Below are 23,391 nucleotides of genomic sequence, written 5' to 3' on the forward strand. Positions count from 1 at the left end.
CGGTGGTCCGGACAGACGGGACGCAATCGCGTTTGTCGCGAGGGCCGGATTGCCCCGGGCCGGGCGAACACAGCTGGCGGACCGGGCTGGAGCGGTGGGCCGGTAATGGTTTTTATCCAGCCCCCGTCCATCGCCAGCCCCGTCAAAACCGGCTCAGCCAAAACCAGCCTCCGGTGAATCAGCGATCACCTTCAGCAATGCTGGACCGCGCCGTTCAACATGCCGGTCCGGTCGTGGCAGCCGATATATTCGAAAATCTGGGCATCGGCCTGCAACACCGCGACCTCATGAAACAGGCGCAGATCGAGCCGCCCCTGCAAGGCCTGCACCACCTGCAGGAAATCGCCGAAAATGGCCTTATGGGTCGGGTGATGCTCGGCCCAGCTCTCCATGGCGGCCAGATCGCGCCAGGCACTCATGCCGAAACTGCGACAGGACTTGCCGCCATCTGCCATACTGACATGCATATAGCGATTGAAATGACAGCCTGTGGCAAGACCTTCATCTCGCAGGAAGTCCATGCCGGCACGCAGCGTCGGTTCGATACGGTCCTGATAAAGAGCCAGCTCCTCCCCTGTGACATCGGTCCAGTCCTGACCGGATCGGATCAGGGCCACCCCTTCATGGCTGATCACACATCGCCGTCGGGGTGTCTCCGAAACGACTTTTCTTGCGCCGGACGAGGCAAGAGCCTCTGTCTGACTGGCAGGCAGACGATCGCGCATCCCGCCCCAGTAGCCATGTTCCCGTATCGGCTCGGCGCTTCTCTCTCCGAACATGACACCGACGCCTTCCAGCCGGTCGGAGGCACTGAACAGCGTTTCGAGATGGGTCATGCGTGGCAGGAAGATCTCGCGATATAATCCGACCCCATCATTCTCCCGTGCCGGATCGGCCCACCAGGCCTGATGCTGCTGCCACCAGGCGCGATAGGCGGCCTCATCCGGCCAGTAGCCGATGGCCACCTCATTGTCCCAGCCTGCACCATCCACGAACGTGGCGCGCTCGACATTCCGGGCCGACACACCCGTGCCGAGTTGCCTGACGAGTTCAGACAGGAGCGCCTCCGCCTTTTCCTCCTCGGCATCCCCGCGCCATTGCACCCCGAAATACCCCATGACGAGCTGGGAAGACCCTGTGTTGTCGCGTGCGGTCCAGGCAGGAAAGGCCGGCTGAAAGTCATCGGCACTCCGCCGTTCCCGGGTTCGCGGGCAGCGGAGATGGGGAGCAATGGCGCTTTCCATGGACTCAGACCTCGCCGGAGAGCGGGAAGGAGAAGGAGGCGCTTTCCACCGGCTCAGGCTCGGCCGGTCGCACATACTCCACGCGTCGCGCCCTGGTCGGGTTGAACAGAAGACGGGTGACATCGGGGCGCGAATAATGTCCGACCGGATCGGCCGAAGCCTTGGCGATCGGAATCGCCGCTAGATCGATCTCTGCGTAAAGCAGTCCCTCTTCATCCGGTGCGAGCGGTGCCGCCAGTTCGCGCCCATCCGGGCCGAAAATGCGCGCCGCAGCGCCACCTGCACGCAAAAGCTCGCGCTTGTTCGGCGTGTCGCACAGTTCGTCGAGCATGGTTTCGGAAACGATGGCGCATGGCGCCAGCACGAAGCATCCGCCCTCGACCGCATACACGCGTGACGCCGCCGTATTGACCTCGGCGCTCAACGCATGGGCAAAAGGCTCGTAGAGCGAGAAGCTGGGCCAGGCGCCGACATGCACCTGCTCGTTCTGGGCATACATCGCGTATTTCGTCAGGGGCTGGATATGCTCCCAGCAACAGAGCGCTCCGACCCGGCCAAGGCCCGGCACGTCATGCACGGCAAGATCGCTGCCATCCCCCTCGCCATAGACAGTGCGCTCCACATGGGTGACGCGCAGCTTGCGACGGGTGGCGATGGTTTCGCCATCGGGGCCGAGAATCCACTGGGCGATATAGAGCGAGCCTTCGAAACGCTCCGACAGCCCCAGCACAGCCGTGATGCCTGCCTCTCTGACGGCCTTGCGCAGACGGTCGGCTTCGGGGCTGTCATAAGCGAGCGAATTGTCGAAGTAGCGGCTGGTGAAGCCCCTGCCGATCGACCAGGCCGGACTGTCGAGCCAGACATGCCACGGATAGCCGGGAATGAAGGTTTCGGGAAAAGCGATCAGCGCGGCGCCCGAGGCGGCGGCTTCCCTGATCAGGGCAATCGTCTTGTCGATGGTGGCATCGAGGTCAAGAAAGACCGGGGCTGCCTGCACGACAGCGACCTTGTATCGGGGGTGCGTGAGACTCACTTGCCTGCTCCGTCCGTTGATGTCTGATCGGGCGGGAAATGCCCGGAACGACATCGATCTTAGGTCCGAACGGATTTCCGTCTTGTCCGGGAGGGAAGCAAAACATGCCTGCCTCGTTTCTCCGTCGCAGAACCCTCAGACGCGCCTGTCCTGGCGGTTGTTGCGATAGTCGCGAGGCGCGCAGCCATGGGCCGCAGAAAAAACCCGACTGAAATGGGCCTGGCTGACAAAGCCGCTCATGCGCGCAATCTCGCCGATCTGGTAACGGTCACGGCTCGGGTCAGACAGCGCATCCCGCGCCCATTCGAGTCGACGTTTCATGATATATTCCGCCACCCCCATGCCCCCATCGGCAAAGAGATCATCGAGATGGCGCGTGGAGATACGGAATTGTTCGGCAAGCGTCCTGCGCCCGAGATCCGGGTCGCGCAGGCGCATCTCGATGGCGTTGCGTATCTGTAACCCCATGGCCATGCGATGGGATGTCGGCGCCCCTGAGCGATTGCCTGAGGCGATCAGCATGGTCGCCACCAGTTCGGCGGCCTGGGCGGTGAGCCTGGATACGAGCATGTCAGGCATGGTCCGCGTCGTGGCCATCAACCCCGTCAGGAAATGACGGGTCAGATCTGCGAGCGGGTTGGAAGTATCGATCAGGGTCGCGGTAAGATATTCGGCATGACCGAAGCGCTCGTCCAGGGCATCGGTAGGAAGCATGAAGACGATCTGCTCGAAATCCCGGTCGAAACGCAGCGTATAGGGGCGGTTCGTGTGATAGAGCGCAAACGTACCCGGCTGGACGATGGCCTCACGGCCATCCTGCAATACCTGCCCCCTGCCACTGACGCCGAGGCTCAGCAGATAATGGGTCTTCTCTGACGCGCTGATCAGGCGGCGCGTGCGCGATACCGACTGCGCGCTGGAACGCACGGTCGAGACACTGCAGTTGTCGAGCGCCAGACGTGTGACAGCCCCCTGAAACCCGGCCTGCTCCGGCTTGCACTCAAGCGGCACAAAAGACCGGCAGACGATATCGTGCCAGAACTCGACCCCCGCCCGAGGCGGAAGACCGGCAATATCGTAGCTCTGCAGTACAAGCGGCATGTCATCCTGCCTCCGTCAATGCTGTCATCCGACCGCGTGACCCAGCGGTTAGCACAGCGCCGAACATTGCGGTATCGTTATTGTTCCGCACTGAAACAATCCGGAGCCTCCGGACAAAAGAAAACTCTCGCCCGGACAAGAGTTGCTTGCCTCCGACATGCTGACATTTCCGCTCGATTTCAAGCGGGGATGAGATGCAACAGATTCTGAAAACCGGCGTGGCCCTCACACTCCGTCTGAAGGCGCTTTCCTGGTCGACATTCTCCACAGGCACGCTTGCCGCAGCCGTGCTCTCCATTGGCGCCTTCTGTCCGGGCATCGTGACGCAAGCGACCGCAACTGAAGGCGGTCAGACAAACTGGGCCTCCGGCGTACAGACAATCTATCCTGCCCTGACACCAGCGCCCGGTCAGACGCTGTGGCAGGATTACTTTGTGGTCAATCCGAACGGCGCCTATTCGGGCACACGCCGGAAATCTGCCGTGCCGGGCTTCCGGGCAACCGCCATCGCCAATGCCGCCCGGCTGTTTCACAGCTGGCACGGCAAGCTTCTTGGCGCCACGATCTCGAGCAGCGCCATTCTGGCGGTCAACAGCCTGACACTGCGCGCGGAGGGACGAGGCGGCACGGCTTTCGGCGCCAACTGGTTCTATCTCGCGCCGCTCTATCTCTCATGGCACACGCCCAAGCTGCATGTTTATCTCGGTGAAGGAGCGTTTCTTCCCATCGGCTCCTTCAGCAAGACCGATGTCGTCAGTGAATCGACCCATGTCTTCACCTTCTGTCATGAGGCCGCCCTGACCTGGATGCCTACGAAGCGCTTCGATGTCTCAGCCGCGGGCCAATTGCAGATAAATGCCAAGAACGGGACCACCGATTACAAATCAGGCAATGTGATCGATATCGATTTCGGCGCGAATTACATGCTCACCCCCGCCCTGCCCCGGCTTCGCCTCGGACTGAACGGCTTCGTGACGTCGCAATTCACCAATGACGTGCAGAACGGGCGGCGAGTCGGCGATGGCAACCGACTGGCCAAATACGGTCTTGGCCCACAGCTTATCTGGTTCTTCAAATCACCTTACGCGGTTGCCTTCAAATGGCAGCACGAGATGGGCGTGCAGAACAGCACACGCGGCGACCGGTACTGGGTCCAGTTCCAGATACCGCTGTGAGCCTGGCACCACTTTGGCACTTTCAGTGAGCGGGATGATTTGAGGACATGGCCGCAATGGAAGCATTGCCTGGAAGCATTGCTCATGCGGCGGCCACGTCCTCGAAGAGACTCCCCCCTCCACACCCCTTGCCAAGGGAGTGCCAGCTGCCCGACCCCGAGACATGGAGATTCGAGAAAAATGCAAATCCGTCTAGGGCGCGCCCGGCAACGGGGTTAAGACGGTCTCATGACGTCTTCATCCCCCTCATCGATGCCCCCTTCCCGCGATGCATCCCGGAAGATCGTGATCCTGACCGGCGCATCGGGGGGGATCGGCGCCCTGATCGCACAGCGTCTCGTCGCTCAGAATCATATCGTCGTCGCCCTGTGCCGTACGCCGCCGCCCTTCGAATCTCCCGATCTGAGACATGTTGCCTGCGATCTGGGAGAGACAGGGGCGCTCGCCGAAGCCTGTGCGACGATAGAAGACGCCTGTCCTTCGATCTATGCCGTGATCCATTGCGCGGGGACCATCGTCCCCTCTCCCCTCTCCGCCTCATGCGACAGGGCAATTTCCCGACAGATCGCGGTCAATCTCGAAGCCCCGATGCTGCTGACCCGCCGGATGCTGCCGCTCATGAGGAACCGGCGTGACGGAGCACGGCTCGTCTTCGTCAATTCGATGGCAGCCGCCATGCCTCTCGCGGGGAGCAGCGTCTATGCCGCGACCAAGGCAGGGCTGCGCAGTTTCGCCCTTTCTCTCGCCCAGGAACTCCAGAGCGAGAACATCGCGGTCTGCTCCGTATTTCCGGGCGCCGTCCAGACCGGCATGTTACAGCGTGAGATGGAGGAAGGCGGCTCCATGCTCAATTTCGTCAGCACGCCGCTTGCGCCGGAATGCGTGGCCGACGCCGTGATCCGCCTGCTGGCACGGCCGCGTGCGGAGCGTTTCCTGCCCGCGATCGACGGTGTGTTCGGGCGGCTCTGCATGTTGTCGCCCCGTCTTCTGCATTACACGCTGCCGCTTCTGACCTTTCTGGGGCGCAGGGGCTATCGCAGGGCGACACGCCGCCTCTAGACCCCCGACGAACCGGAAATCCTGTCCGGACCACAGGGGCCGGTAACAGGGGCCGGTACAGGAGGGGGCCGAACCACAGGGACCGGGACACGAGGGAACCGGGATCATTGACAAGCCCCGCGCCCGGCGGCAGGGACAGCTCATGACGCGTTTCGACCCATTCTTCCAGGATTCACTCGACCGTCTGGCCGCGAAATCCCTGCGTCGCACCCTGCGTCCCGTTCGCCGCGCATCGGGCGTCGTCCGTCGCAACGGGCAGGACATGCTCGATTTCTCGTCGAACGACTATCTGGGTCTCTCCGGTCATCCCCTGTTGCGGGAGCGTGCCGCAGACTGGGCCATGTCCTATGGTGCGGGCGCCTGCGCTTCCCGGCTCGTCTCCGGCACGCTCGATCTGCACGAGCAGGTCGAGGCCCGTCTCGCCGCCTTCAAGGGCACCGAGGCCGCGCTCGTCTTCGCCTCGGGCTGGCAGGCAAATGCCGCGGTCCTGCCTGCCCTGTTCCGCATGGCGAAAGATCATGACGGTGCGACACCTCTCGTCTTCACCGACCGGCTCAACCATGCGAGCATGCATCACGGCTGTGCCGCTGCCGGTGTCACGCAGATCCGCTTCCGACACAACGATCTGGACCATCTCGACTCCCTGCTCCTCCGTCATGCGGAGAATCCCGGCATGCGCTTCATCGTGACGGAGAGCGTCTTCTCCATGGATGGCGACCGCGCCGACATCGCGGCACTCGATGCGCTCGCCCGGCGTCACGGGGCTTTTCTCTATCTCGACGAGGCGCATGCAACCGGCGTTCTGGGACCGCAGGGGCGCGGTCTGTCGCACGGTCACGCGGTCGATTGCGTGATGGGAACCTTCAGCAAGGGGCTGGGGAGCATGGGAGCCTATATCGCGGGCTCGCGCGCGTTGTGCGACTGGATCGTGACTGCCTGCTCGGGCTTCATCTACAGCACCGCGCCGTCTCCGCCGATGCTCGGCGCCATCGATGCCGCGCTCGAGCTCGTGCCCGGCATGGCCGCAGAGCGGCAATATCTCCTGCAGAGCGCCGCAACCCTGCGCAGCGCCCTGACCGCCGCGGGGCTGGATGTCGGTCCGTCTTCCACCCAGATCGTGCCCGTCATACTCGGCGATACGGAAGCGACGCTCGAGGCCGCACAAGAACTCGAGCGTGACGGAATCCTGACCGTGGCGATCCGGCCCCCGACCGTCCCGTCGGGCACGGCACGGCTGCGTCTGGCCCTGAGCGCCGCACACGGGCAGGAGGCGCTCGCGCGTCTGACCGCGAGCCTCGCTTCTGGCCGGGCCGCCGATCCCGCCGGGCCGGGCCTGTGAAAACCGTTTTCCTGCACGGGTGGAGCTACGATAGCGGGGTCTGGGCATCCGTGCGCGAAGCACTTCCCGACCCGGACGGCGCCGTGTTTCTCGATCTCGGTCACACGGATCTCGCTCACACAGATCCCAGTCAGACGAATCCCAGTCACATGGACGCGCCATGTCCCGACCGGATTCCGGATGAGCCTTTTCTCGCGGTCGGCCATTCCGCCGGCGCGTTGTGGTTCCTCAACCGCGCAGCCCCGCAATGCCGGGGAGTGGTCGCGATCAACGGCTTTTCCCGCTTCTGCAAAGCGCCCGATTTCGAGAACGGAATCGAACCCCGGCTCGTCGAACGGATGATCCGTCAGCTCGACAGCGATCCGGCGGCAACGGTGAGGCGTTTCAGGAAAAGCATCATGTGCCCTCTCTTCCCCCTTCCCGAACCCGCTCCGGATGCGCTGCGCGCCGGATTGCAGGGGCTTCTGGAGCATGACGGACGTCCGGCGGCCCGCTCACTGGGCAGACGCCTCGTCTCCGTCGAGGGAGAGGAGGATCCCCTCCTCTGCGCAGCGATGCGCGACGAGGCGTTCCCCGAGGCAGACCGCAGGATCCTGCCGGGAGGGCATCTCCTGCCCCTGACCGATCCGGAATCCTGCGCCAGAATCATCCGCGATACGCTGGATCGCGTGTCATGACCGGGGGCGAAACGGGCCGCAGAACCGGAAAGCGCGGGACGCGCGGGCGTACGATCGGACACCGGATCGGGTCCGCCTTCGATCGGGCATCGCATTACGACGAAGCCGCCCGCATGCAGCAGATCGCGGCCCGTCGTCTGGACCTCGTTCTGGCCGGACGCTTCTCCCGGGACGACGCACCGAGGCGCATTCTGGAGCTCGGTTGCGGCACCGGCCTGCTGACCGCCTGTCTGAGAGACAGATATCCCGAGGCGCGGATCGTGGCGATCGATCTGTCTCCGCGCATGATCGCCCGGGCCCGGGCGCGCGTTCCGGATGCGATCTTCCATGTCATGGATGCGGAGCGGCCGACCCTCGACGAGTCCTTCGATCTCATCTGCTCGAATTTCTGCATCCAGTGGTTCTCGAACCGCAAGGCGGCCTTCGCCCGGCTGGCGCATTGCCTCGTGCCTGACGGACGCATGGAGATCACCACCCTCGCCCGGGGCAGCTTTGCCGAATGGCGTGCCGCCTGCGCCGAGACGGACCTGCCCTGCGCCATTCCCGACTATCCCGGACCGGACAGACTGCAACAGGACTGGCCGGTCTCCCTCGCCGGGCAGTGGCAGTGCGAAACCCTGCACGATCCGGTGGGTTCGGGCCGCGATTTCCTGCGCGGCCTCAAGACGATCGGTGCGACGGCACGCACCGCGGACATCCGCCCCGCAACGCCCGCCGCCCTCCGGCGGGCGATCGAAACCTTCGACAGGAACGCGAACAGCATGACCTATGAGATCGCCTTCGGCGCGGCGCAAAAATCACGCGGGCTCTTCGTGGCCGGTACCGATACGGGGATCGGCAAGACCCTGGTTTCGGCCATCGTTGTCCGGGCGCTCGATGCCCACTACTGGAAGCCTTTCCAGACCGGGCTTGCCGATGAAACCGGCGATACCGACACGGTGAGGACCCTTGCCGCGCTGGATGACACGCGCATCGTCGCACCGGCCTATGCGCTCCGGGCGCCGCTCTCTCCCGATGCCGCGGCACGGCGCGAGGGCAGGCAGATCGATATTGCCACCGTAACCCTGCCGGAATGCAATGCGCCGCTCGTGGTCGAGGGCGCGGGCGGACTCATGGTGCCGCTAGCAGGCGATCTTCTCCTGATCGACTGGCTGCGCACGCTTGGGCTGCCGGTGCTGCTGGTCGCGCGGAGCGGGCTGGGGACGCTCAATCACACCCTGCTCAGCCTCGAAGCCCTTGCCAGCCGCAACATACGGGTTGCGGGACTGGTGCTGAACGGGCCGCCCAATCCGGATAACCGCGAGACCCTGACACGCCTGTCAGGCATTCCGGTCCTGGCCGAGATTCCCGAAGTCCCGACACCCGACCCGGCCTGGGTGGCCGCTCAGGCGCGCCAGCTCGCCCATACCCTGACCGGTCTCGGCTTCTGACCGCTCATTTCTCCCCGGGCTGCGCGCCTGCGCGTTCTGCCGGCGTGGTGCAGGGGAGGGCCTCGAACTGCCAGCCGCAGACACGCCCGCGACGACCGCTGGAATCGGGCGGCCCCTCATAGCCTTCGACGATATTGGCGCTCTGCGTATAACCGAGATGGGCGGCAAGCTCCGCTGTCTGCTGAGAACGCATTCCGGACCGACACAGGAACAGGAGCGGGATATCCCGTTGCGGGACCTCGGCCCGGAGGCGATCGGCGAAACCCTGCGCATCGTAGGGATCCCAGCTCAGGGCCATGACGACGCGACCCAGTGTCGAAAGATCGGGCAGACCGACGGCCTGCCATTCTCCTTCCGTCCGGACATCGATCAGGATGGCGCGCGGGTCGGAGGCGAGACGCGTCCAGGCATCGCGCGCCGAAATACATTCCACCATCGTTTTTCCTCCTTTATCCTGCATCGAAGGACGTTAAACTCGCAAAACCCGGACGTATAGGATGGAATGCAGATGACCGACCAGAACACGCAAGCCTCATCGCCGACCGGCTGGCAAACCCCTTCCGAAGGCATGATCGGCGCGATCGGAGGCACGCCGCTGATCCGTCTGCGCGAAGCGTCGGACGCAACCGGATGCGCGATCTACGGCAAGGCCGAGTTCATGAATCCGGGCGGTTCGGTCAAGGACCGCGCGGCGCTTGCGATCATTCTCGATGCGGAGCGGCGCGGCACCCTGCGCCCCGGAGGGACGATCGTCGAGGGCACGGCGGGCAATACGGGAATCGGCCTCACCCTCGTCGCCAAGGCACGCGGCTATCGCACGATCATCGTCATGCCCGAGACGCAGAGCCGGGAAAAGATCGATTTCCTGCGCATGATCGGCGCGGATCTGCGCCTCGTCCCGGCCAAACCCTTTCGCGATCCGGGCAATTATGTCCATGTCTCGCGCCGTCTGGCGGAAGAGACCGAAAATGCCGTCTGGGCAAACCAGTTCGACAACACGGCCAATCGCGAAGGGCATCGCACCACGACGGCACGGGAGATCTGGAGCCAGCTCGACGGGCGGGTTGATGCCTTCACCTGTGCCTGCGGTACGGGCGGCACCCTGGCAGGGGTTGCGATGGGGCTCGGGGAATGCGCCGCGCGCGACGGACGCGCACGCCCCGAGATCGTGCTTGCCGATCCGGAGGGATCGGGTCTGTATGGCTGGGTGAAAGCCAATGATCTGAGCGTGTCCGGCAGTTCGATCACGGAAGGGATCGGCCAGTCGCGCGTGACCGGCAATCTCGAGGGGATCGCCATCGACGATGCCGAGCGCATTCCGGATGCCGAGGCCCTCGAACAGATCTTCGCCCTGCAGGATCGCGAGGGTATCTCGCTCGGCGGATCGGCGGGGATCAACGTCGCCGCAGCGATTCGCATCGCCAAACGGCTCGGGCCGGGGCACCGGATTGTAACGATCCTCTGCGATGGCGGGGCACGATATCAGTCGAAGCTCTTCAATCCGGCCTTTCTGCAAGGAAAGGGCCTGCCGACACCTCCCTGGCTGGATTGAGACGCTGCATCGCAACTTGCAACGGAGTGAAACATCCTCTTGAAGCGCGAAGAAGATCCGGACCATTGTTACATTCATGGAAACGACCCCGCATCTTCTCATCGTTGACGATGATCGAGAAATCCGCGAGCTGCTCAGCCGCTTTCTCGAACGCAACCATTTCCGCGTGACCTCGGCACGCGACGGGCGCGAAGCCCGTCGCGCCTGGTCGGCGGGGCATTATCAGCTGGTCGTGCTCGATCTGATGCTGCCGGGAGAAAGCGGTCTCGATATCGCGCGCTGGCTGCGCAGCCAGGACAATGTCCCCATCATCATGCTGACCGCGATGAGCGACGAGACGGACCGGATCATCGGTCTCGAATTCGGTGCGGATGACTATGTGGCCAAGCCCTTCAATCCGCGCGAGCTGCTGGCGCGCATCCGCGCCGTTCTCCGTCGCACCGCGGACAGCACCGAAAAGAAGTTCGCCTCCGATACGCGCATGATCCGTTTTTCAGGCTGGTTGCTCGAACCCGCCCGGCGCCGTCTGACCAATCCCGACGGGACCGAAGTGTCCCTGACGGGCGGGGAATACGACATGCTGCTCGCCTTTCTGGAGCGCGCGAACCGCGTGCTTACGCGCGACATGCTGCTCGAGCTGCTCCGGGGGCGTCAGGCAGGTCCCTTCGATCGTGCCATCGACGTGGCGGTCAGCCGTCTGAGACGCAAGCTCGAGGACGACGGACGCAATGCCCAGATGATCAAGACCGTCCGCGGCGGAGGCTATGTGCTCGCCGCCGATGTCGAACGTCTCTGACGCGATCATGCATGTCCTGCCCCGCTCTCTGAGGGCACGTACGAACCTGCTTCTGATTGCCGGGCTCTGCGTCATCCAGGCCGTCGGGCTCACGATCCATGCGCTCGATCATCTGAATATCGCCGATCGGGCGGAGATGCACGAGACCCTGCATCGCGCCTTTTCGATCTATCGCACTCTGGTGGAGCTGCCGCCGGGGGATCGCGATGCCGGACTGGCCGCGATAGACAAACCGGGGCATTTTTCCGCCCGTTTCGCCTCGAGACCCGATACGCATTATCCGGGCGGCTTCATCCCGGTCCCGCTCGGCGTCAGGGCTTTGATGCGCGAGGCGCCTCCGCCTCCCGGCGGTCCCGAGGGCAGTCCAGAGGGCGGTCCCGAAGTTGGCCCCGAGAATGGCCCCGGAAACGGCCCTTTCGGCGCGATGCCGGGCGGCCCGGGGGAAGAAGGCCGCCCTCCCCCTCCGGGTTTCGGTTTCGGCGGACGGCTCCCTCCCGAGCCACCGGAAGAACGAACAGGCCGTTTCCCGCGCGATGCGTCCGGGATGCCCGGTTTCATGCCGCCGGGTTTTTCGGGAATGGGCATGTTCCCCCCCCGCCTGAAGCCGCTGCGTATCCTTGCGGGACATAAGCCGGGAACACGGCATTATGCGCTTTCCCTCCAGATGCCGGATGACCGGCGCTGGCTGGTGATGCATTTCAAGATCAGGCCGCCCAACCCTCTGGGTTCGCCGACATTCCTGATTGCCTTCGCGATCATGACGATTTCCGGAGGAGGGCTGATTCTCTGGGGGTCGCATCGTCTGATCGCCCCTGTCTCGACCCTCGCTCATGCGGCGACGGCGCTCGGCCGGGACGTGAACACCCAGCCCCTGCCCGAAACGGGCCCGACAGAGATCCGCAAGGCCGCATTGGCCTTCAACACGATGGCCGCCCGTATCCGCCGCTTCGTGACCGACCGTACGCTTATGCTGACGGCGATCGGCCACGATCTGCGTACCCCCATCACACGGCTGAAACTGCGCGCGGAGTTCATCGACGACGACGAGCTGCGTCTCAAGTTTCTTTCCGATCTGGACGAAATGGAGACCATGGTCGCAGCGACCCTGGCCTTCGGTCGCGACAGCGCGATGCAGGAACCCATGGGGGCTCTCGATCTCGGCGCCCTGCTCCAGACCATCGCAGACGAAGCCGCGGAGGCCATGCCGGATCTGGCGGAGCGGATCGCCTATCACGCTCCGGATAGCGCGATACGGATAAAGGCGCGGTCCCTCGCCCTCAAACGCGCTCTGACCAATCTTGTGATGAACGCCCTCAAATATGGCGGCTCGGCAACGATCAGCGTCTCGTTCGACCGTGGCGGCGAGTCCGAGAACATGATCCGGATCGTGGTCGATGACAGCGGTCCCGGCCTTCCGGAGGACGATCTCGAACGGATGTTCGAACCCTTCACCCGTGCAGAGACGAGCCGCAACCGGGAAACAGGCGGCACCGGCCTCGGTCTGGCCATCGCCCGCTCCACCATTCGCGGGCAGGGGGGCGAGGTCCTGTTGCGCAATCGCCCCGGAAAGGGACTGAGGGCAATCGTCACCCTTCCGGCCTGATGACCGGGCCTGGATCACGGGTTCGCGCCCGGATCGATACCGGTGACAATGTCAGAACGGATGACCGTCACCTGAACAGACCTCCCGCCCCGCGCGCTCGACATGCGTGCGGAGATCGGTCATGGACTGTGGCATTCGTCTATCGGGGCGTTCGTCTGTCGCGGCGTTCGTCCATCTCGGAGATCCGCCAGGTGTTCCAGCCGCTTTATCGTCGCACCCTCGCGCTGGCGGCATCGCGCCATGCGGGCTGGTGGCTGTTCGGTATCGCCTTTGCCGAGGCGTCCTTCTTTCCCGTGCCGGTCGATCTGCTCCTGATCCCGATGGTGCTGGCGCAGCGCGAACATGCCTTCAGGCTCGCGACGATCTGCACGGCCGGATCGGTCGCAGGAGCGCTTTTCGGCTGGATCATCGGGGCGTTCCTGCTGATGCATGTCGCCTTGCCGATCGTCCAGTTCTATCACGCAGAGCACAGCCTGGCGGTCCTGCAGGAAAAATTCCGGCATTACGGCGTGATGATCATTCTTCTGAAGGGACTGACGCCCATTCCCTTCAAGATCGTCACGCTTGCGGCAGGCGCGTCCCATTTTCCGATCCTGCCCTTTCTCGGTGCCTGTCTCGTCACGCGCGCGGCGCGGTTCTTTCTCGTCGCGGGCCTCCTGCGTCTCTATGGCGCCTCCATTCGCGACTTTCTGGAGCGCCGCCTGACACTGGTGATGACAGGCTTTCTCTTTCTCGTCATCGCTGGCATTCTCGCCCTTCGTTATCTCTGAGACTGAACGAGGATTGTGTCATGCCGAACCAGATTGCCGTCGTCACCGGCGCGGGAGCCGGGATCGGTCGGGCCACCGTCCGTATGCTCGCCTCCTACGGGTTCGACATCGCCCTTCTGGGGCGGAACCGGCAGAGATTGCACGATGCGGCGGCAGAGCTGGAAGAAAGCCGGATCAGAACGCTGATCGTCGAGCTGGACGTCTCCGATGCCGATGCCGTCTCTGCCGCGGCAGAACGCGTCGAGCGCGAACTCGGCGCAATCACGGTCTGGATCAATGCGGCGGGAATCGCAGCGATCGGCCCCGTTCTGTCTCTCGACGCGAGCACGCTGCGACGCGTCACCGAGGTGACCTATCTCGGCTCGGTTTTCGGAACGCAGGCGGCTCTTGCCTGCATGAGACGCCGGGGATGCGGCACCATCGTCAATCTGGGGATCGCCTATCCGCTGCGCGGGCTTCCGATGCAGGCGGCCGTCAACGGAGCCCATGCGGCGATTGCCGCATTCTGCGACAGCGTCCGGCCCGAGATCCGGGCGCTTTCGGACAGGATCGACCTGACGATGGTCTATCTCCCCTCGATCAATACGCCGCGTCTGGGATGGAGCCGGAACCGTTCGGGTCATGCCCTCAAGCCAGCCGGCCGGATCTACGAACCCGAGGTCGCAGCCCATGCCATATGTCAGGCCGTGCTCGGGCATCACCGCGATATCTGGGTGGGCGCGTCTTCCATCCTGTCCAGCCTGCTTTCCGCCTTCACGCCCACATTGCGCGATCGCCTTCTGGCGCGACGCGGTTTCGCCGCACAATTCACAAAGGACGCGGCAGCCCCCGACGACGCGGATATCCTCGACGAGACGCTGACCGGAGCCTATGCCGCGCATGGGCCCTATGAGGGCATTCCCCTGCGCGACCAGGGACGCAAGCCGCTCCTGCTGACGAAGAAACTGCGCGTCGGTCTCGGCGCCGCCGCCATCACATTCTCCGTCCTCATGGCGGTCATGTACCGCCCTGCACGCAGATCCTGATTCCGCTTCGCCCGGTCCGCTTCGCTGATCCCCCGCGCGCGCTGCCTCGCGCGGGGCGGCAAACCGGCCATGCCGGGAGCAGGAAAAGGCTTCAGCTCGGTTTGCGGCTGGTATTGGCTGCCATGAGCGCACGATGCTGTTTCAGCCCCTTGATCAGGGTTTCGACATCCCCGGGCGGGAAGACTACGCCTACGGGGCCGAAAGCCGGATGCTGGAATGCAAGGGTCGACCCCTCGGTCAGGGCATCGATCTGAAGCGCCCAGTTCGTGCTGTAAACAGGCAGGAAAGGCGCATTGCCGATCGGGGGCTGAGGCTGGTTGTTCGTCAGGGCGAAGCGTACGCGACCGAGGCTTGCAATAAGCTGGCTCAGCTGCCCGAGGGTAAGGTCGATCTCTCCCTCGAGGCCGCTCCCCTCGAGAAAGCGCAGCGTCGCTCCGGAACCGTCCTCCTTCTGGATCACCTGCATTCTCGCACTCATGACCGCTCCTCCCTCTTGTCGGGGTTTCTTTCGTTTCTCAGTCCGCTCCGGCCTCAGTCCGCTCCGGATCCGACCTGGCCGGCTTCCGCCCAGTATCCGCGCGCGCGCATGCGCCGGGCTTCCGACTCGGCGGCATCGAGATCGGGATAGAGACCGAAACAGGTCGCACCCGAGCCGCTCATCCGCGCGAAAAGACAGGTCCGGGCCTGTCTCAGATCGTTCAGGACCTCACCGATGAGAGGATAAAGGGCAATCGCCGGAAGCTCCAGATCATTCGACGTCGACCCAAGCGTATCGACCAGCGATTCCACATCGTTCCAGGCGCGCGGCAGTGTTGCTGCGGGACGAAATGCCGCACCCGATTCCTTCCAGGCGCGAAACACGGCAGGCGTCGGCACTGCGATGCCCGGATTGACCAGCAGCATCGCCAGAGGCGGCATACGGGGTGCGGGAGACAGGATCTCCCCGACGCCCTGCATACGGCGTGCTTCCTGCGCGACGCAGACAGGCACGTCCGCGCCGAGAGTGGCGGCAAGGGCAGGCAGATCGATGTCGGGCAGATGCCACAGCGCCGCAAGAAGACGCAGGGCCGCCGCCGCATCGGCCGAGCCGCCGCCTATGCCCGAAGCGACGGGGAGCGACTTGGTCAGACGCAACCGCCCTCCCGGCACGGGCCTGCCCGCCGCCGCCGCAAGCGCCGACGCAGCCCTGAGAACGAGATTGTCGCCCCCCGCGTCCAGACCTTCTGCGAATGGCCCCTCGATGGCGAGCGTCACGGCGCGGCCTTCGGCAAATCTCTCCTCGGGGCGGAGGCTGTCATGGCTCGCCGCGAAAACCGCCAGCGAGTCGAGCTCGTGATAACCGTCGGCCCGCCGTCCTGTTACATGCAGGAAAAGATTGATTTTGGCATGGGCATGGGCGGGAGCATGATCGGGGGGGGCAGTGGATATCATTTCGGGTCTCATCTGGCAGCGGGAATAGGCCGTCCGCGCATGACCGGAAGGTCGGGACCATGCGCGAGCGCGGCCTCGATCAGGGCTTTCGTCGCAGGTTCGGGCTTGTTGTTGAGTGCCTGATTCCACTGGTCCCGCGCCTCGAGCTGGCGCCCCTGGTACCAGTAGGCAACACCGAGATGATAGGCGATCTCGGCATCGCCGGGCGCTGCATTGACGGCGGAAAGCAGAAGGGGAAGCGCCTTGGCGAGGTCCCCGTTCTGCTTCAGGAGCGCCCAGCCATAACTGTCGCGGATCTCGGCATCGTCGGGCGCCAGCACCATAGCATGTCCGAGAAGCGCGAGCGCCTGTTCCGGTCGCTCGTCGTGCTCGACATCGGAATAACCGGCATAGTTGAGCAGGACGGGTTCGGACGGGGCGAGGGCGAGAGCGCGATCGAGATCGGACTGGGCCTTCGCACGGGCGCCGAGATGATCCCAGGCCATGGCCCGGCCGAGAAGAAGGGGCCAGATATGGGCCTGCATGACGCTGACATGATCGATCGCGCGGGTGAAGGTCGCGACCGCCTCTTTCGCAAGACCGAGCTGGTTCTGGGTCATGCCGAGTTCGCTGAGGATATCGGGATTGTCCGGATTGGCCCGCGCCACCCGGGTGAGCGCATGCAGGGCGGCTTTGACATCCTCGCGCTTGAGGGCGATCTGCGCCTGGGCATGATCGGAAAGCGGCGCAAGGGGATCGGCCTCCTCGACACCATCGAGCGCGGATTGCGCCATGTCGAGCTGTCCGTCGGCCCGCAACTCTTCCGAGAGCAGAATGCGGGCGAGGGTCATATGCGGATCGAGATAGAGCGCCTGACGCAGCAGAAGGATCTTGAGCTGACGCACATCCTTGAGCGTCTCCTCCCCGGGGCCGCCCTCATGAGGGGTGGTATCGCCGAGCAGGGCCGTGACGCTGATGAAGAATTCCGCAAGCCCCTGATCGGGCGGGAAGGACAAGCCGATCTGCTGGGGAACCAGCCGGGAGGCGACGAGCTGGAAGGCCGGAAGCACGGCGCCCGCCTGAGCGAGTTTCTGCCTCGCTTCGTCCGCGTGGCGATGAGCGGCGAGCCAGTCGGCTTCGAATTGCAGCGTCTGGAGTCGCAGCAGCGGCGGAACCGCCTGCGCGTTCGCATCCAGCAGGGCGAACAGCTTTTCCGTCCGTTTCTCGTCGCGCAGGGAGGCGATCCTGGCCTCCTGCATCAAAGCGAGATAGCCCACGGCGTCATGCGGTAGGGCGGGACGACCCGTACCCTGCCTGCCCGTGCCGGGATGTGCCCCGAACTGGCACCAGTCACGCAGGCCCTGACCGGCGAGACGCAGGAAACTCTGGGGCGCCTTGGCGTGGAGGGAGAAATACCTCTCCGCCTTGCGCCATGCGCGCGCATGGAAGGCAGCGACACCGAGCACGATACGCGCAAGGCTCTCCTTCGGCTGGAGCTGCGCGAGCGTCCGGGCCCGACGTGCCGCATCCGTCCCCGCATCCATGGCCGCATAACGCAGGGCCATCAGCATGAGGTCGGGCGCGCGATAGCCATGGGTCACGACCCCGTACAGGGCGCGATCCGCATCGGGGATATTGTTGCGCTGGACCGAGACGATACTGCCGAGCAGCCCGCCCGTCAGGGAATAGGCGGAAGGATCGAAATGCGCGCCTGCCGGGCCGGAATGTCCGGAACCCGCATCGTGCGGATGCGTGCCCGCCGATGCGCCGTGCATGGCGGCGCCGGAAGGGGAGGAAACGGAAGGGGAGGAAACGGCCGGGGAGGAAACGGAAGGCGAAGAATCGGAAGACGGTGCGGCGCGCGCCGTGCTCCATCCGGACGCGAGGACGGAACAGACGAGAAGCGCGTACAGGGACGGAGAGTGCTTGGTTTGCATCGTCCGGCAATCTAGACTGAACCGGTTCAGACACCAAACTGATAAGAGATCATGCCCCTCCCCCCCTCCGGTTCGCTCTCCGACCGGGATCGCGCTTCCCTGATCGCCCTGCTGGACCTCTACCGGGACTGGGGAGTCGATTGCTGCCTCGACGAGACGCCTCCGGCGAGGCTCGACCGGATGGCGCCCATCCGTCCCGTCACCCGGGAGCGGGCCACATCGGGCGCACAACGGTCCCGCGAGATTTCGCCCCTCCATACGACCTCTCCCGGCGCTTCCCGTCCGGCACCCGTCGATCCCGAGGCGGCGCGGAGCTGGGGGGTGGAGACGCTGCCCGATTGCGCCCTCGCCCGTACCGCCACACAGACCGTCCGACCGGTTTTCGTCCCGGGCGCGTCGCTCATGCTGATCGGCGACGCCCCGGATGCGGAGGAGGACCGTTCGGGTCTCGTCTTTGCGGGGGAAACGGGACGCCTGCTCGACATGATCCTCCCGAGTATCGGCCTCTCACGGGCGCAGCTTTCGCAGGCGCCGGCCATTCCCTGGCGCCCCCCGGGCGGGCGGGCCGTATCCGCGCTGGAGATGCGCGACTGCCGCCCCCTGCTCCTCTCGGCAATCGGACAGGCCCGCCCGACACGTCTCGTGCTGTTCGGTCTCACCCCTCTGAGGCTTCTTCTCGGAGAGCAGGCGACGCTTGCCCGCGCGCGCGGAAAATGGACCGCGCTCACGCTCGACGACGGCTCGCGCGTGTCGCTGCTGCCGATGCAGCACCCCGAACAGCTCCGCACGAGTCCTCGCGCCCGGCGGGAGATGTGGAAAGACCTGCTTCTTCTGGCCGAGGCGCTCGGCCCGGCGCCCGGATCCGCACGTGAATTGGGGCCTGGAACGGGATCGGAACCGGGGCCGGAGTGAAGGTCGGAACCGGGCCAGAAATCGACGCCGGAGTCGGAAAACGGATCCGGAAACGAGGTGAGGGCGGAGATGAATAATACGTAGCCGGAAAAAAGTGATTTTCTCGATAAAAAAAGCGGTTTTCCGCGGATATCCCTCTGGTAGAACTTATAAAATACTCTTATCATAGCGATCACCTCAGCTATGTGCACCTCCTCCTCTCTTGCCTTCCTTCGCAGGAGGGGGTAGGAGCAACTCCATCATGCGAGGAATTTCCTATTTCGCGTCGAGCAATAGCGCACGGGCGTTCATGCTGTGTGCCATGCTGGTGGCGGGAGCGACGTTCAATCCGCTCCGTGCCCAGGAAAGCAAATCGACGCTCTCCCCTGCCGATCACGACAATGCCCAGAGCGAGGAAACGGCGTTTGCAACGCCGCATTCCGCGTCTCCGGGCGGTCCGAACGGCCTTCCCCATCCGCTATCCGCTTCGGATGCCGCCCTCCTCAAGGAGGCCTTCCGCGCCCAGCGCGCCGGCGATTTCGAAACCGCCATTTCCCGCGCCCGCAGCGCGCATGACAGCGTGCTGACGGGCGATCTTCTGGCCGAACGCTATCTCAACCCGGCCTACCATCCCCAGCCTGCCCAGCTCCGCCTGTGGCTGAAAACCTTTTCGGGTCTGGCAGATGCCGGAGCCATCCACGCCCTGCTCGTATCCCTCAGCCCCCGGGGCAGCGTTCCCTCCCAGAATTTCCCCACCCCTCTGGCCCCGACCGATTTCGGCGCCACCCCCTGGCACGCCGCCCCGGACCCTCTGGCCAGAATCCTCAACCGCAACCCGCTTCTGGACCGCACGGTCAACGAGCGTATCTCCTGGGGACTAAAGGGAGGACAGAGCGCCGTCCGTCTGGTGGATGCCACACCCGGCATGACCCCCCTCTATGCCGCCCAGCTCAGGGCGGAAATCGCGCTGGGCATGCTCAGCACCGGCGAGGCCGGCTTTGCGCTCGAAACCGCGCGGACCGGCTTTATCCGGAGCAAGCATCAGCTCGGCTATGCCGGGTATGTGGCCGGACTGGCTGCCTGGCGACAGGGCCGTATCCGGGAAGCGCTCGGCTTTTTCGAACAGGCCTCGCGGGCACGCACGATCACGAACGAAACGAGGGCGGCTGCCTCCTACTGGGCGGGGCGCGCTCATCGTCGTCTGGACGATCGCCACGGTCTTGCGCAAAACTGGTTCCAGCGCGCCGCTTCGGAAACCGGGACATTTTACGGTATACTGGCTCGCCAGACGCTCGGCGTGCGCCATGCCGGCGCCACCCCCGAACATGCCGACATGGCCGGTGGACTCTCTGCCGATGACGAGACGGCCCTGAACAATCCCATTCCCGTCATGGGCGAGATCGATGTCGAGGCCGTCGCCGCAACCCCGCAGGGGCGACGGCTTTTCGCCCTGCTCCAGATCGGCGAGGCAGCCCGGGCCGAAGCGCTGCTCCGGCGCATGTGGCCCGATATCGTCTCCGATCCGGCCCTGTGTCACTCTGTCCAGCTCGTGGCCGCGGCGGCAGGTCTGCATGACCTTTCCGAACAGATTGCAACGATTCTGGCAGCACGCGACGGACGCCCGGCCCATCTGGCCGGATTTCCGACCCCGCATCTCGCGCCGCGTCACGGGTTCAAGATGGATCCCGCACTCGTCTACGCCCTGACCCGGCTGGAATCCAATTTCGATCCGAAAGCGTCGTCCAGCGCCGGGGCGCATGGTCTCATGCAGATCCGGCCTCTGACCGCAAGCTTCGTCAGCGGTCCGAAACCGAGCCTGGACGCGCATGGGGTTGCCATCATCAACGTGCCCCCCGACATGATCGGGCGGCTGCACAATCCGGCCGTGAATCTCGAGATCGGCCAGCTCTATGTCCAGTATCTCGCAGGCCTGTCGGAACGCTCGGAAACCGCTCCCAGAGGGGGGGATCTGATCCATACGCTCGCGTCGTACAATGCGGGGCCGGGTGCGATCGCGCGCTGGGAAAACGCCTCCCAGAAAGAGAGCGACCTCATCAGGGATCCGCTGCTCTTCATGGAGCTGCTCCCGAATGGCGAGACGCGCGACTATGTTCATCACGCCCTGGCCTATCTCTGGATCTATGCGGACAAGCTCGATCTCCCGGCGCCTTCGCTGCGCGCGCTCTCTCATGCAGAATGGCCGTGCTTCGCCGACGAACGGGCCATCGCGTCGACCCACGCCGTCACCTATCACTAGAACCGCATCCGGGTGGCGACACCCGGACCGGATCAGTCCGGTCCGGCTCGCCGGGGCGCAATGCATCGCAGGGGCGCGCGTCGCGGGAAAACGCCCTACAGGGCGGTTTCGGGTGGTAATCCGCCCGTCGATCTCCGTCCCGTAAACGCCCGGCCTCCTGCGTCCAGGTCCCTCCTCTCCGGATCCATCAATCGCTGGATCCGCAGCAGGTCTTCCGGGGTCGAGGGATTATAGACGATCAGCCCGAGATCGGGTCGTCCCTCCACGGTGAACCCGGAATATTCGAGCGCGATCATACCGGCGACCGGATGGTTCAGGCGTTTTGTCCCCTCGCCATGAAACCCGACATCGCTCTCCTGCCACAAGGCGAGAAATTCGGGGCTGCACGCACTCAGCTCCGATATCAGCCGATGAACGTCTTCCGGCGCACCGGCGCGCACCGCATCGGCCCGGAAGGCGGCAACCACAGATCGGGACATACGGGGCCAGTCGAGCTGCATCTCCCGTATCTGGGGTGTGCAGAACACGATCCGGAGAATGTTGCGCTGCTCCGGTGCCAGCCGACCGTAATCGGTCAGGACCGCTGCGGCCGCGTCGTTCCACGCCACGACATCCCACAGAGGCGTCTTCACGATGGCCGGGCTGAAGGCGAGCGCATCGAGCATGCGTTGCAGACGCGCCGTGATTCCCTCCGATGCGCTGTATTTCACCTCGGGAGGATGACCGAGTGCGAGCATGAACAGATGCTCGCGTTCGGGCGCGGTCAGAAGCAGCCCTTTCGCGAGGCGGTCGAGCACATCCGGAGACGGCGCCCCGCCCCGCCCCTGCTCGAGCCAGGTGTACCAGGTCGGGCTTATATTGGCGCGCTGGGCGACCTCTTCCCGCCGCAGCCCCGGCGTACGCCGACGGGTTGCGGGAAAACCGAGCGCAACCGGGTCGAGACGCGATCGCCTGTCCCTGAGATAGGCACCGAGGGATGCCGAGCGGGCCGAAGTCATCCTGTTGGTTTCCATACCGGGATAAGGTCACTGCTGTAACAGGAACCAGCCTAGGTTCATGAGAGGGAGGAAGACAATCGGGGAGATGTGAGGGATGCGGATTTTTCTTACCGGGGCGAACGGGTTCATAGGCGCCCGGCTCGTCTCCGAACTCATCGGTGCCGGACATCGCGTTCTGGGCCTCACGCGCTCGGATGCGGGCGCGGAGAAACTGCGTGCCGCCGGAGCCGAGGAGCATCGGGGCGACCTCGGGGCGCTGCGCACCCTGCGTCAGGGCGCAGAGAAATGCGATGGCGTCATTCATACGGCGTTCGACCACGATTTCACCCGTTATGCCGTCAATTGCGCGCAGGACGAACGTGCGATCGCGGCCCTGGGCGAGGTCCTGCGCGGCTCGGACCGACCTTTCGTGATCACCTCCACGACGTTGTTCGGAGAGGCGGTTCCGGGTCGACGCGCGGATGAGGACGTCTTCAATCCGGAGCATCCCAATCCCCGCGCCCTTTCCGAAATCGCCGCCATGACCATGATCGAGCGCGGTATGTCCGTCTCCCTTCTGCGCCTGTCGCAGATTCACGACACCTGTCGTCAGGGTCTGGTGAGCTTTCTGATCCGGCTCGCACAGCAGAAGGGATGCTCCGCCTATATCGAGGGCATGCCGCGCCGCTGGTCTGCCGCACATGTCTCCGACACGACCCGGCTCTATCGTCTCGCTCTGGAAAAAGGGGCGGTCGGCGCACGCTATCATGCAACATCGGAGGAAGGGGTCTGCGTACGCGCGATTGCCGAGGCGATCGGGAAACGGCTGAACCTGCCCGTCATGGCTCTGCCCCGGAGCGAGGCCATCGCGCATTTCGGATGGCTTTACGGATTCGTCTCGAAAGACATGCTGGCATCGAGCGACAAGACGCGGCAGCGTCTGGCATGGTCGCCGGACGGCCCGGGTCTGCTCGATGATATTTCCCGGCTTGCGACCGGGCCGGCCTGAGGTGTCGCTCTGCCTCTCGCGTTTGTCCTTGCGCGTTTGTCCTTGCGCTTGTGTCCGTGCGCTTGCGTGACCCGGCCGGGCCATGCGCCACCCGGTCGGCGCACCC

Annotated in this window: 21 protein-coding genes; 13 read left to right on the forward strand and 8 right to left on the reverse strand. The window is 64.6% G+C overall.

Annotated elements, in window-relative coordinates:
* Nucleotides 1-191 precede the first annotated feature (191 nt).
* The 3 genes from SSA02_RS08590 to SSA02_RS08600 form a co-directional block, all read right to left on the reverse strand.
* Nucleotides 192-1,244 carry a phenylacetaldoxime dehydratase family protein gene (locus SSA02_RS08590; RefSeq protein WP_147093644.1) on the reverse strand — a complete coding sequence of 351 codons (1,053 nt, stop codon included), beginning with the start codon at nucleotides 1,242-1,244 and terminating at the stop codon, nucleotides 192-194.
* Between the two features lie 4 nt (nucleotides 1,245-1,248).
* Entirely contained in the window at nucleotides 1,249-2,277 is a 1,029-nt protein-coding gene (locus tag SSA02_RS08595; RefSeq protein ID WP_147093645.1) for a carbon-nitrogen hydrolase family protein, read from the reverse strand.
* A 135-nt stretch (nucleotides 2,278-2,412) separates the two neighbouring features.
* Complete coding sequence (locus tag SSA02_RS08600; RefSeq protein ID WP_147093646.1) at nucleotides 2,413-3,378, reverse strand: AraC-like ligand-binding domain-containing protein; 966 nt, start codon at nucleotides 3,376-3,378, stop codon at nucleotides 2,413-2,415.
* Between the two features lie 194 nt (nucleotides 3,379-3,572).
* Here SSA02_RS08600 and SSA02_RS08605 point away from each other — a divergent pair, with 194 nt between their 5' ends.
* From SSA02_RS08605 to bioD, 5 genes are all read left to right on the forward strand, one after another.
* Nucleotides 3,573-4,553, forward strand: coding sequence for a SphA family protein (locus SSA02_RS08605; RefSeq protein WP_147093647.1), 981 nt, complete (start codon nucleotides 3,573-3,575; stop codon nucleotides 4,551-4,553).
* A gap of 228 nt (nucleotides 4,554-4,781) precedes the next feature.
* A complete protein-coding gene (locus tag SSA02_RS08610) occupies nucleotides 4,782-5,612 on the forward strand; it encodes an SDR family NAD(P)-dependent oxidoreductase (RefSeq protein ID WP_246103753.1) in 831 nt (276 codons plus the stop codon).
* Between the two features lie 142 nt (nucleotides 5,613-5,754).
* Nucleotides 5,755-6,951, forward strand: coding sequence for an aminotransferase class I/II-fold pyridoxal phosphate-dependent enzyme (locus tag SSA02_RS08615; protein WP_147093648.1), 1,197 nt, complete (start codon nucleotides 5,755-5,757; stop codon nucleotides 6,949-6,951).
* The gene (locus SSA02_RS08620) at nucleotides 6,948-7,628 is read left to right on the forward strand and encodes an alpha/beta fold hydrolase (RefSeq protein ID WP_147093649.1); all 681 of its coding nucleotides are present in this window, start codon (nucleotides 6,948-6,950) and stop codon (nucleotides 7,626-7,628) included. The genes SSA02_RS08615 and SSA02_RS08620 overlap by 4 nt, the downstream gene beginning before the upstream one ends.
* Nucleotides 7,625-9,058 carry a dethiobiotin synthase gene (bioD, locus tag SSA02_RS12740; RefSeq protein WP_186807736.1) on the forward strand — a complete coding sequence of 478 codons (1,434 nt, stop codon included), beginning with the start codon at nucleotides 7,625-7,627 and terminating at the stop codon, nucleotides 9,056-9,058. The genes SSA02_RS08620 and bioD overlap by 4 nt, the downstream gene beginning before the upstream one ends.
* A 4-nt stretch (nucleotides 9,059-9,062) precedes the next feature.
* On the opposite strand, the gene SSA02_RS08630 is transcribed toward bioD, so the two are convergent.
* On the reverse strand, nucleotides 9,063-9,494 hold the full coding sequence (locus tag SSA02_RS08630; RefSeq protein ID WP_222591066.1) for a rhodanese-like domain-containing protein: 432 nt from the start codon (nucleotides 9,492-9,494) through the stop codon (nucleotides 9,063-9,065).
* 72 nt (nucleotides 9,495-9,566) lie between these two features.
* Between SSA02_RS08630 and SSA02_RS08635 the strand changes: the two genes are divergently transcribed.
* From SSA02_RS08635 to SSA02_RS08655, 5 genes are all read left to right on the forward strand, one after another.
* Nucleotides 9,567-10,610, forward strand: coding sequence for a cysteine synthase A (locus SSA02_RS08635; RefSeq protein ID WP_147093651.1), 1,044 nt, complete (start codon nucleotides 9,567-9,569; stop codon nucleotides 10,608-10,610).
* Between the two features lie 76 nt (nucleotides 10,611-10,686).
* Entirely contained in the window at nucleotides 10,687-11,406 is a 720-nt protein-coding gene (locus SSA02_RS08640; RefSeq protein ID WP_147093652.1) for a response regulator, read from the forward strand.
* A complete protein-coding gene (locus SSA02_RS08645; RefSeq protein ID WP_246103755.1) occupies nucleotides 11,390-13,009 on the forward strand; it encodes an ATP-binding protein in 1,620 nt (539 codons plus the stop codon). Before SSA02_RS08640 ends, SSA02_RS08645 begins: the two co-directional genes overlap by 17 nt.
* Nucleotides 13,010-13,200: 191 nt before the next feature.
* On the forward strand, nucleotides 13,201-13,779 hold the full coding sequence (locus tag SSA02_RS08650; protein WP_147093711.1) for a YqaA family protein: 579 nt from the start codon (nucleotides 13,201-13,203) through the stop codon (nucleotides 13,777-13,779).
* A 20-nt stretch (nucleotides 13,780-13,799) separates the two neighbouring features.
* Complete coding sequence (locus SSA02_RS08655; RefSeq protein ID WP_147093653.1) at nucleotides 13,800-14,804, forward strand: SDR family oxidoreductase; 1,005 nt, start codon at nucleotides 13,800-13,802, stop codon at nucleotides 14,802-14,804.
* Nucleotides 14,805-14,895: 91 nt separating this feature from the next.
* Here SSA02_RS08655 and SSA02_RS08660 read toward each other — a convergent pair whose 3' ends face one another.
* From SSA02_RS08660 to SSA02_RS08670, 3 genes are read right to left on the reverse strand one after another with little or no spacing between them, the layout of a single operon-like run.
* A complete protein-coding gene (locus tag SSA02_RS08660; RefSeq protein WP_246103756.1) occupies nucleotides 14,896-15,282 on the reverse strand; it encodes a hypothetical protein in 387 nt (128 codons plus the stop codon).
* A gap of 53 nt (nucleotides 15,283-15,335) precedes the next feature.
* Nucleotides 15,336-16,235, reverse strand: coding sequence for a 4-(cytidine 5'-diphospho)-2-C-methyl-D-erythritol kinase (locus SSA02_RS08665; RefSeq protein ID WP_147093654.1), 900 nt, complete (start codon nucleotides 16,233-16,235; stop codon nucleotides 15,336-15,338).
* An 8-nt stretch (nucleotides 16,236-16,243) separates the two neighbouring features.
* Nucleotides 16,244-18,151, reverse strand: a complete 1,908-nt coding sequence (locus tag SSA02_RS08670) for a tetratricopeptide repeat protein (protein WP_147093655.1) — start codon at nucleotides 18,149-18,151, stop codon at nucleotides 16,244-16,246.
* Nucleotides 18,152-18,202: 51 nt separating this feature from the next.
* Between SSA02_RS08670 and SSA02_RS08675 the strand changes: the two genes are divergently transcribed.
* Complete coding sequence (locus tag SSA02_RS08675; protein WP_147093656.1) at nucleotides 18,203-19,063, forward strand: uracil-DNA glycosylase; 861 nt, start codon at nucleotides 18,203-18,205, stop codon at nucleotides 19,061-19,063.
* A 241-nt stretch (nucleotides 19,064-19,304) separates the two neighbouring features.
* Nucleotides 19,305-21,299 (forward strand): lytic transglycosylase domain-containing protein, encoded by a 1,995-nt coding sequence (locus SSA02_RS08680; protein WP_147093657.1) that lies wholly within the window; start codon nucleotides 19,305-19,307, stop codon nucleotides 21,297-21,299.
* Nucleotides 21,300-21,394: 95 nt separating this feature from the next.
* Here the strand turns inward: SSA02_RS08680 and SSA02_RS08685 are convergent, their stop codons facing one another.
* Nucleotides 21,395-22,297, reverse strand: coding sequence for a helix-turn-helix transcriptional regulator (locus SSA02_RS08685; protein WP_147093658.1), 903 nt, complete (start codon nucleotides 22,295-22,297; stop codon nucleotides 21,395-21,397).
* 94 nt (nucleotides 22,298-22,391) lie between these two features.
* Between SSA02_RS08685 and SSA02_RS08690 the strand changes: the two genes are divergently transcribed.
* Nucleotides 22,392-23,285 (forward strand): SDR family oxidoreductase, encoded by an 894-nt coding sequence (locus SSA02_RS08690; protein WP_147093659.1) that lies wholly within the window; start codon nucleotides 22,392-22,394, stop codon nucleotides 23,283-23,285.
* The last annotated feature ends 106 nt before the right edge of the window (nucleotides 23,286-23,391 follow it).

Source organism: Swaminathania salitolerans, assembly GCF_007988945.1.
Lineage (GTDB): Bacteria > Pseudomonadota > Alphaproteobacteria > Acetobacterales > Acetobacteraceae > Swaminathania > Swaminathania salitolerans.

Coding starts and splice junctions, on each gene's coding strand:
- SSA02_RS08635 (WP_147093651.1), top strand. CDS start 9,567: ATGACCGACCAGAACACGCAAGCCTCATCGCCGACCGGCTGGCAAACC.
- bioD (WP_186807736.1), top strand. CDS start 7,625: ATGACCGGGGGCGAAACGGGCCGCAGAACCGGAAAGCGCGGGACGCGC.
- SSA02_RS08590 (WP_147093644.1), bottom strand. CDS start 1,244: ATGGAAAGCGCCATTGCTCCCCATCTCCGCTGCCCGCGAACCCGGGAA.
- SSA02_RS08630 (WP_222591066.1), bottom strand. CDS start 9,494: ATGGTGGAATGTATTTCGGCGCGCGATGCCTGGACGCGTCTCGCCTCC.
- SSA02_RS08675 (WP_147093656.1), top strand. CDS start 18,203: ATGCCCCTCCCCCCCTCCGGTTCGCTCTCCGACCGGGATCGCGCTTCC.
- SSA02_RS08685 (WP_147093658.1), bottom strand. CDS start 22,297: ATGACTTCGGCCCGCTCGGCATCCCTCGGTGCCTATCTCAGGGACAGG.
- SSA02_RS08690 (WP_147093659.1), top strand. CDS start 22,392: ATGCGGATTTTTCTTACCGGGGCGAACGGGTTCATAGGCGCCCGGCTC.
- SSA02_RS08605 (WP_147093647.1), top strand. CDS start 3,573: ATGCAACAGATTCTGAAAACCGGCGTGGCCCTCACACTCCGTCTGAAG.
- SSA02_RS08660 (WP_246103756.1), bottom strand. CDS start 15,282: ATGAGTGCGAGAATGCAGGTGATCCAGAAGGAGGACGGTTCCGGAGCG.
- SSA02_RS08645 (WP_246103755.1), top strand. CDS start 11,390: ATGTCGAACGTCTCTGACGCGATCATGCATGTCCTGCCCCGCTCTCTG.
- SSA02_RS08680 (WP_147093657.1), top strand. CDS start 19,305: ATGCGAGGAATTTCCTATTTCGCGTCGAGCAATAGCGCACGGGCGTTC.
- SSA02_RS08600 (WP_147093646.1), bottom strand. CDS start 3,378: ATGCCGCTTGTACTGCAGAGCTACGATATTGCCGGTCTTCCGCCTCGG.
- SSA02_RS08655 (WP_147093653.1), top strand. CDS start 13,800: ATGCCGAACCAGATTGCCGTCGTCACCGGCGCGGGAGCCGGGATCGGT.
- SSA02_RS08615 (WP_147093648.1), top strand. CDS start 5,755: ATGACGCGTTTCGACCCATTCTTCCAGGATTCACTCGACCGTCTGGCC.
- SSA02_RS08610 (WP_246103753.1), top strand. CDS start 4,782: ATGACGTCTTCATCCCCCTCATCGATGCCCCCTTCCCGCGATGCATCC.
- SSA02_RS08640 (WP_147093652.1), top strand. CDS start 10,687: ATGGAAACGACCCCGCATCTTCTCATCGTTGACGATGATCGAGAAATC.
- SSA02_RS08665 (WP_147093654.1), bottom strand. CDS start 16,235: ATGATATCCACTGCCCCCCCCGATCATGCTCCCGCCCATGCCCATGCC.
- SSA02_RS08670 (WP_147093655.1), bottom strand. CDS start 18,151: ATGCAAACCAAGCACTCTCCGTCCCTGTACGCGCTTCTCGTCTGTTCC.